The following is an 8,410-nucleotide window of genomic DNA, read 5'->3' on the forward strand; positions in this document are numbered from 1 at the left end:
GCGCTGATGAACAACTACGGCACGCCCGGGCTGGCCCTGGTGCGCGGCGAGGGCGCCTATGTCTTCGACGCCGACGGCAACCGCTACCTCGACCTGGTCGGCGGCATCGCGGTGAACGCCCTCGGCCACGCCCACCCGGCCGTCGTCGCGGCAGTGACCGAGCAGGTCGCCACCCTCGGCCACACCTCGAACCTCTACGTCAACCCGGTCACGGTCGAGCTGGCCGAGGCCCTGCTGGATGTCGCGGGTGTCACCGGCAAGGTGCTGTTCTGCAACTCCGGCGCCGAGGCGGTGGAGGGCGCGGTCAAGCTGACCAGGCTGACCGGCCGCACCAAGATCGTCGCCTGCGAGGGCGCGTTCCACGGCCGCACCATGGGCGCGCTGACGGTCACCGGACAGCAGCCCAAGCGGGCGCCGTTCGAACCGCTGTTGCCCGGCGTGACGCACGTGCCCTTCGGCGACGTCGCCGCCCTGGAGTCCGCCGTGGACGGTGAGACGGCCGCGGTGTTCCTCGAGCCGGTGCTCGGCGAGGGCGGTGTCGTCCCGGCGCCGGACGGCTACCTGCAGGCGGCCCGGGAGATCACCACCAAAGCCGGTGCCTTGCTCGTGCTCGACGAGGTGCAGACCGGCATCGGCCGGGTCGGCAGCTGGTTCGCCTTCCAGCAGGCCGGCGTCACCCCCGACGTGATCACCCTGGCCAAGGGGCTCGGTGGCGGGCTGCCCATCGGCGCGGTCATCGGCGTGGGCGCGGCGGCCGACCTGCTGCAGCCCGGTCAGCACGGCACGACGTTCGGCGGCAACCCGATCGCGTGCGCCGCCGGGCTCGCGGTGCTCCGCACGATCGCCAAGGACGGCCTGCTCGACCACGTGTCGGCGCTGGGCAAGGACCTCACGCATGGCATCGAGAACCTGCACCACCCGTCGGTCAGCGAGGTGCGGGGGAGCGGGCTGCTGCTCGGCGTCGGCCTGTCCGGCGTGGCGTCCGGGGCGGTGGCCGCCGCCGCCGAGAAGGCCGGCTACCTGGTCAACCCGGTGCGACCCGACACCGTCCGGCTGGCCCCGCCGCTGATCCTCGACCAGGAGCAGGCGAACGGGTTCGTCGATGCCCTGCCCGGCATCCTCGACGAGGCGGGTACGTGATGGTGCGGCACTTTTTGCGCGACGACGACCTGACCCCTGCCGAGCAGCGGGCCGTGCTCGACCTGGCCAAGCGGTTCAAGGCCGACCCGCTCGGCACCCCGGCGCTGCGCGGTCGTTCGGTCGCGGCGATCTTCGAGAAGAACTCCACGCGGACAAGGCTTTCCTTCGAGGTCGGCATCAGCCAGCTCGGTGGCCAGCCGATCATCGTCGACGGGCGCACCATGCAGCTCGGCCGCGAGGAGACCATCGAGGACACCTCGCGCGTGCTGTCCCGTTACGTCCACGCCGTGGTCTGGCGGACCTATGCGCAGAAGCGGATCGAGGCCATGGCGTCGGTCTCCGCGGTGCCGGTGATCAACGCGCTGACCGACGAGTTCCACCCCTGCCAGGTGCTCGCCGACCTGCAGACCGTCGAGGAACGGCACGGCAAGCTGGCCGGGCTCACCCTGACCTACCTCGGCGACGGCGCGAACAACATGGCGCACTCGCTGCTGCTCGGTGGCACCACCGCCGGGATGAACGTGCGGGTGGTCGCGCCCGACGGTTTCGACCCGATGCCGGAGATCCTGCTCGACGCCAAGAAGCGCGCCGAGGAGACCGGTGGTTCGGTGGCCGTGCTGGCCGACCCGTACGAGGCCGTCGACGGCGCGGACGTGCTCGCCACCGACACCTGGACGTCGATGGGCCAGGAGAACGACGGCCGCGACCGGGTCGGCCCGTTCCGCAAGCTGCAGGTGAACGCCGACCTGCTCGGCCGGGCCGCCCCCGGCGCGATCGTGCTGCACTGCCTGCCCGCCCACCGCGGCTGGGAGGTCACCGACGAGGTGCTCGACGGTCCGGCGAGCGCTGTCTGGGACGAGGCGGAGAACCGCCTGCACGCCCAGAAAGCGTTGCTCGCGTGGCTGGTGGAAGATCAATCATGACCACCGCCATCACCCGCGTTGCCCGCCAGGCCCGAATCGTCGAACTGGTCTCCACCGTGGCCATCCGCAGCCAGACGGAGTTGGCGAAACTCCTTGCCGCAGAAGGCGTCGACGTCACCCAGGCCACCTTGTCGCGTGACCTCGACGAACTCGGCGCGGTCAAGCTCCGCGGCCCGGACGGCGGCGCCGCGATCTACGTCATCCCCGAGGACGGCAGCCCGGTGCGCGGCGTCCAGGGTGGCACGTCCCGCCTCGCCCGGTTACTCGCCGAGCTGCTCGTGTCCGCCGACAGTTCGGCCAACCTCGCGGTGTTGCGAACCCCGCCCGGTGCCGCGCAGTTCCTGGCAAGCGCGATCGACCGGGCGGCCCTGCACGTGGTCGTCGGCACCATCGCCGGCGACGACACCCTGATGGTGATCGCACGCGAACCGATCACCGGACTCGAGCTGGCGCGGCGGTTCTCCGCCCTTGCCGCCGGCGACCCGACAGACTTCACGACAGAGCAAGGAGAAAGTGATGAGTGAGCGGATCGTGCTGGCCTACTCCGGTGGGCTGGACACCTCGGTCGCGATCGGCTGGATCGGCGAGGAGACCGGCGCCGAGGTGGTCGCCGTTGCGGTGGACGTGGGCCAGGGCGGCGAAGACCTCGACACCATCCGCAAGCGGGCGCTGGACTGCGGCGCCGTCGAGGCCGTGGTCGCCGACGCACGTGACGAGTTCGCCGACGAGTACTGCCTGCCCGCGCTGCAGGCCAACGCGCTCTACATGGATCGCTACCCGCTCGTGTCGGCGATCTCCCGGCCGGTGATCGTCAAGCACCTCGCCGAGGCCGCCAAGTACCACGGCGCCACCACCGTCGCGCACGGTTGCACCGGCAAGGGCAACGACCAGGTGCGGTTCGAGGTCGGCATCGGCGCGCTCGCGCCCGACCTCAAGGTGATCGCCCCCGTCCGCGACTTCGCCTGGACCCGGGAGAAGGCCATCGCCTGGGCCGAGGAACGCAACCTCCCGATCGACGTGAACAAGAAGTCGCCGTACTCGATCGACCAGAACGTCTGGGGCCGCGCCGTGGAAACGGGCTTCCTCGAGGACATCTGGAACGCCCCGATCGAGGACGTCTACTCCTACACGCAGAACCCGGCTGAGCAGCGCGACCCGGACGAGGTCGTCATCACCTTCGACAAGGGTGTCCCGGTCGCGATCGACGGCGAGACCGTCACCGTGCTGCAGGCCATCCAGCAGCTCAACCAGCGTGCGGGCGGCCAGGGCGTCGGACGGCTCGACCTGGTCGAGGACCGGCTCGTCGGCATCAAGTCGCGTGAGGTGTACGAGGCTCCTGGCGCGATCGCGCTGATCACCGCGCACCAGGAGCTGGAGAACGTCACCGTCGAGCGCGACCTGGCCCGGTTCAAGAAGACCGCCGAGCAGCGCTGGGGCGAGCTGGTCTACGACGGCCTCTGGTTCTCCCCGCTCAAGGACGCGCTGGACACCTTCATCGCGAAGACCCAGGAGCACGTCTCCGGCGAGATCCGGATGACCTTGCACGGCGGCCGGGCCGTCGTCACCGGCCGGCGCAGCGAGCAGTCGCTGTACGACTTCAATCTCGCCACCTACGACGAGGGCGACTCGTTCGACCAGTCGCTGGCCAAGGGCTTCGTGCAGCTGTGGGGCCTGCCGTCGAAGATCGCGGCCAAGCGGGACCTGCACTCGTGAGTCAGCCCGTCCAGCTGTGGGGCGGCCGGTTCGCCTCGGGTCCCGCCGAGGCGATGGCCGCCCTCAGCCTGTCCACCCACTTCGACTGGGTGCTCGCGCCCTACGACATCGCGGGTTCCCGCGCGCACGCCCGGGTGCTGCGGTCCGCGGGCCTGCTCACCGACGACGAGCTCGACGCCATGCTGGCCGCGTTGGACCAGCTGGACGACGACGTCGCGTCCGGCGCGTTCACGCCCGTGCCCGCCGACGAGGACGTACACACCGCGCTGGAACGCGGCCTGATCGAGCGGGCCGGCGCGGAGCTCGGCGGCAAGCTCCGCGCGGGCCGCTCCCGCAACGACCAGGTCGCCACCTTGTTCCGGATGTGGCTGCGCGATGCCGCCCGCCGGGTCGGCAACGGCGTGCTGGCGGTGATCGACGCGCTGATCGCGCAGGCGAAGCAGCACCCGAACGCGGCCATGCCGGGCCGCACCCACCTGCAGCACGCCCAGCCCGTGCTGCTGGCGCACCACCTGCTCGCCCACGTCCAGTCGTTGCTGCGGGACGTGGACCGGTTGCGCGACTGGGACGACCGCACCGCCGTGTCGCCATACGGGTCCGGTGCGCTCGCCGGGTCGTCGCTCGGCCTGGACCCGGCGGCCATCGCGAGCGAGCTGGGCTTCGACGCCCCGGTGGAGAACTCCATCGACGGGACCGCGTCGCGCGACTTCGCCGCCGAGATCGCTTTCGTGCTGGCGATGCTCGGCGTGAATTTGTCGCGCATCGCCGAAGAGGTGATCCTCTGGACCACCGCGGAGTTCGGTTACGCCACGCTCGACGACGCTTGGGCGACCGGGTCGTCGATCATGCCGCAGAAGAAGAACCCGGACGTGGCCGAGCTGACCAGGGGCAAGTCCGGACGTCTGATCGGCAACCTGACCGGCCTGCTCGCCACGTTGAAGGCGCAGCCGCTGGCCTACAACCGTGACCTGCAGGAGGACAAGGAGCCGGTCTTCGACTCCGTCGCCCAGCTCGAGCTCCTGCTCCCCGCGATCGCGGGCATGGTGGGCACGCTGACCTTCCACACCGACCGGATGGCCGAGCTCGCGCCCGCCGGGTTCACCCTCGCCACGGACATCGCGGAATGGCTCGTGCGCCAAGGCGTGCCCTTCCGCAGCGCGCACGAGGCCGCCGGCGCCTGCGTGCGTGCCGCGGAGGCCCGGGGAGTCGGCCTCGACGAACTGACCGACGACGAGCTGGCCGCGATCGACCCGCACCTCACGCCCCAGGTACGTGAGGTGCTGACCGTCGCGGGTTCGCTCGCGTCGCGCGACGCCTACGGCGGGACCGCGCCGGTCCGCGTCGCCGAACAGCTGGACCGCGCCGTCGCCACGGCTGACGAGTACCGGGCGTGGGTGCGGTCTGGTATCACTGTGTAGTTGTCAATGTGCGAGCCGTGATCGGCGGTGAGACCAGTGTGCCACGGATTCGAACTGATGTTCGAACACGATCGGGTGATTGTCGGCGAGGATCGGGCGCGGCGTCTTGTCGGCCGACGCCAGTAGGGTGCGGCACGTGCTCGATCACCTCGTCTATGCGACGCCCGACCTCGCGGCGACCGCGGCCGACCTCGCCGCACGTGGCCTCAAGCTGAGCGAAGGCGGCCCACACCAGGGTCTCGGCACGCGCAACCTGCTCGCCGGCCTCGGTCTGGGCCGCTACCTCGAGGTGATCGGGCCTGATCCCGACCAACCGCGCCCGCAGGTCGCGCGACCCTTCGGCATCGACATGCTCACCGCGCCGCGCCTGGTCACGTGGGCGATCCGCAAAGCCGACCTCGACCCGGCCGACTCGGTCGCCATGAGCCGCACCCGCCCGGACGGGGTGGTGCTGCGGTGGCGGCTGTCCTTCCCCGAGTCCGGCGACGGCGTCGTCCCCTTCACGATCGACTGGGGGCGCACGCCACACCCGTCCGCGGACGCGGCCGAGGGCGCACGGCTCATCGCCCTGACAGCCACGCACCCGGAACCGGCTGCCGTGACCAGGGAGATCGAGGGACTCGGGGCCCAACTCGACGTCCTTCCGGGCCCGGTGCAGCTGCGCGCGGTGATCGCGACGCCCGGCGGCGAGGTGACCCTGCGATGAGGATGCTGACCCGCGACGAGCTGGCGATCGACCCGGTCGACGCCGCGCACGTCCTGCTCGGCAGCGTGCTGGAATCCCGGCTCGGCGGTGAGGTCGTGCGGGTCAAGCTGGTCGAGGTCGAGGCCTATCGCGGCGGCGACGACCCCGCCTCGCACTGCTACCGCGGCCGCACGCCCCGCAACGACGTGATGTTCGGACCGGCGGGCCACTTGTACGTGTACTTCGTGTACGGCATGCACTTCTGCGCGAACGTCGTCTCGCTGGTCGACGGCGTGCCGGGCGCGGTGTTGTTGCGCGCGGGCGAGGTCATCGAGGGCGAAGACTTCGCCAAGGCCCGCAGGCCGAGCGCGCGCAGCACCGCTGAGCTCGCCAAGGGACCGGCCCGGCTGACCGGCGTGCTCGGCCTCGACCGCGAGCAGAACGGCATCGACCTCACCGACCCGGGCTCGCCCGTGCGGCTGTTCGCGGGTGATCCGGTGCCCGAGGGCGCCATCCGCAGCGGCCCGCGCGTCGGGGTCGCGGTGGCCATGGACGTCCCGTGGCGGTTCTGGATCGACGGGTCGAAGGCCGTCAGCACCTATCGCCGAGGTGGGAAACGCGTCGTCGTCCGCTGACCGAGCCGCGCATCGAGGTCGACGGGCCCGGCCAGCTGACCTGGCCGTAAACCGTTCGCCCGGGTGCGCGAAACTGGGCGTCGTGAGCGAACACATTCTCGATGAGCTGTCGTGGCGCGGCCTGATCGCGCAGTCCACCGACCTCGACGCCCTGCGCAAGGACCTCGACTCCGGCCCGCTCACGCTCTATGCCGGGTTCGACCCGACCGCGCCGAGCCTGCACGCGGGCAACATGGTGCCGCTGCTCATGCTCCGCCGGTTCCAGAAGGCCGGGCACCGGCCGATCGTGCTGGCAGGCGGCGCGACGGGCATGATCGGCGACCCGCGCGACACCGACGAGCGGTCGCTCAACCCGTTGGAGCTCGTGGGGGAGTGGGCCGAGCGCATCCGCGGCCAGCTCGAGCGGTTCGTCGACTTCGACGACAGCCCGACCGGCGCGATCGTCGCCAACAACCTGGACTGGACCGGCGAAGTCAGCGTGCTGGAGTTCCTGCGTGACGTCGGGAAGCACTTCTCGATCAACGTCATGCTCGCGCGCGAGACCGTCAAACGACGTCTCGACGGCGACGGGATGTCCTACACGGAGTTCAGCTACCTGCTGTTGCAGTCGAACGACTACCTGCAGCTCTACCGGCAGCACGGCTGCCGGCTGCAGGTCGGCGGCTCCGACCAGTGGGGCAACATCGTCGGCGGGGTCGAGCTGATCCGGCGGGTCGACGGGGGTTCGGCGCACGCCCTCACCGCGCCGCTGGTGACCGACTCCGAGGGCCGCAAGTTCGGCAAGTCCACCGGTGGCGGGAACGTGTGGCTCGACCCGGAGATGACCTCGCCGTTCTCCTGGTACCAGTACTTCCTGAACGCCGGCGACCAGGACGCGTTGCAGTACCTGCGCATGTTCACCTTCCTCTCGCGTGAGGAGGTGGACGAGCTCGCCCGCGAGACCGAGGAACGGCCGCACCTGCGTGCGGCCCAGCGCCGGCTCGCGCAGGAGTTCACCGACCTGGTGCACGGCGAGGAGCAGACCAGGCGGGTGGTCGCGGCGAGCGAGGCGTTGTTCGGCCGGGGAGAGCTGCGCGAGCTGGACGAGGCGACGTTGGACGCCGCCATGGCCCAGGCGCCGACCGGGGAAGCGCGGTTGGCCGACAAGCCGTCGATCGTCGACCTGCTGGTCTCCGCCGGCCTCGCACCCAGCAAGGGCGCGGCGCGGCGCACGGTCAACGAAGGCGGCGCCTACGTGAACAACACCAAGGTCAGCAGCGAGGAGTGGACACCGGCTCCGGAGGATCTCCTGCACGGTCGCTGGCTGGTGCTGCGCCGGGGCAAGCGGAACACCGCCGGGGTTCGAGTCGCGCCCTGACCCCTCTGACCTGCGCTAATGGCCGCCGATCCGTCCTCACGGATCGGCGGTCATCGTGTTTTCGCAGGTCAAACGTGGTGTCGAAACTTCTTGGTGTGACGGCCGTCACAGCGCGCGGCGCCACGGGGTCCGCTACGGTGTTCTTAAGCCCGACACAGGGGCGATGACCTGCGGTTTCACCCTGTGCCGGGCTTAAGGGGGGTCGATTTGACCTCCAGTTCGCGCCCGTGTAACTTATTCCAAGTCAGCGCGGAACGGGGCCGGGAAAACCGGAACCGGGCGCGACAGGGGTCACGAACCAAGCTCCCGCAGACGTGGTAGAGTGGGTGACCTCGGGACGAGCGGTCCACATCCTTCGATGAGAAGTAGATGCGGTACTGTTCGCGCCAAAACCGAAGACCTGCAGTACAAGCCCTGCGGAATACATCAATCGATGTTGAACGTTTGCGCGTGTGTTGTTTGAGAACTCAACAGTGTGCCGATAAACTTAAGCCAGTAGAGCTTATGTATGAAACCCCCTGTCAGGGGTTTCCTTTGAG

Annotated in this window: 8 protein-coding genes; all 8 read left to right on the forward strand. The window is 70.1% G+C overall.

Going from position 1 to position 8,410, the window contains the following annotated elements:
* Positions 1 to 6: 6 nt before the first annotated feature.
* The 8 genes from EV186_RS37860 (at position 7) to tyrS (ending at position 7,871) form a co-directional block, all read left to right on the forward strand.
* On the forward strand, positions 7 to 1,140 hold the full coding sequence (locus EV186_RS37860; protein ID WP_243754536.1) for an acetylornithine transaminase: 1,134 nt from the start codon (positions 7 to 9) through the stop codon (positions 1,138 to 1,140).
* Complete coding sequence (gene argF / locus EV186_RS37865; RefSeq protein ID WP_133854380.1) at positions 1,140 to 2,063, forward strand: ornithine carbamoyltransferase; 924 nt, start codon at positions 1,140 to 1,142, stop codon at positions 2,061 to 2,063. The genes EV186_RS37860 and argF overlap by 1 nt, the downstream gene beginning before the upstream one ends.
* A complete protein-coding gene (locus EV186_RS37870; protein WP_133854381.1) occupies positions 2,060 to 2,587 on the forward strand; it encodes an arginine repressor in 528 nt (175 codons plus the stop codon). Before argF ends, EV186_RS37870 begins: the two co-directional genes overlap by 4 nt.
* Positions 2,580 to 3,776 carry an argininosuccinate synthase gene (locus tag EV186_RS37875; protein ID WP_133854382.1) on the forward strand — a complete coding sequence of 399 codons (1,197 nt, stop codon included), beginning with the start codon at positions 2,580 to 2,582 and terminating at the stop codon, positions 3,774 to 3,776. The genes EV186_RS37870 and EV186_RS37875 overlap by 8 nt, the downstream gene beginning before the upstream one ends.
* Positions 3,728 to 5,194 (forward strand): argininosuccinate lyase, encoded by a 1,467-nt coding sequence (gene argH, locus EV186_RS37880; protein ID WP_133854383.1) that lies wholly within the window; start codon positions 3,728 to 3,730, stop codon positions 5,192 to 5,194. Before EV186_RS37875 ends, argH begins: the two co-directional genes overlap by 49 nt.
* A gap of 136 nt (positions 5,195 to 5,330) precedes the next feature.
* Complete coding sequence (locus EV186_RS37885) at positions 5,331 to 5,900, forward strand: VOC family protein (RefSeq protein ID WP_133854384.1); 570 nt, start codon at positions 5,331 to 5,333, stop codon at positions 5,898 to 5,900.
* Between the two features lie 2 nt (positions 5,901 to 5,902).
* Positions 5,903 to 6,514 carry a DNA-3-methyladenine glycosylase gene (locus tag EV186_RS37890; RefSeq protein ID WP_133854390.1) on the forward strand — a complete coding sequence of 204 codons (612 nt, stop codon included), beginning with the start codon at positions 5,903 to 5,905 and terminating at the stop codon, positions 6,512 to 6,514.
* An 82-nt stretch (positions 6,515 to 6,596) separates the two neighbouring features.
* Positions 6,597 to 7,871 carry a tyrosine--tRNA ligase gene (gene tyrS / locus EV186_RS37895; protein ID WP_133854385.1) on the forward strand — a complete coding sequence of 425 codons (1,275 nt, stop codon included), beginning with the start codon at positions 6,597 to 6,599 and terminating at the stop codon, positions 7,869 to 7,871.
* Positions 7,872 to 8,410: the final 539 nt, after the last annotated feature.

Origin of the sequence: Labedaea rhizosphaerae (assembly GCF_004362825.1) — a bacterium.
Classification (GTDB): Bacteria; Actinomycetota; Actinomycetes; order Mycobacteriales; family Pseudonocardiaceae; genus Labedaea; species Labedaea rhizosphaerae.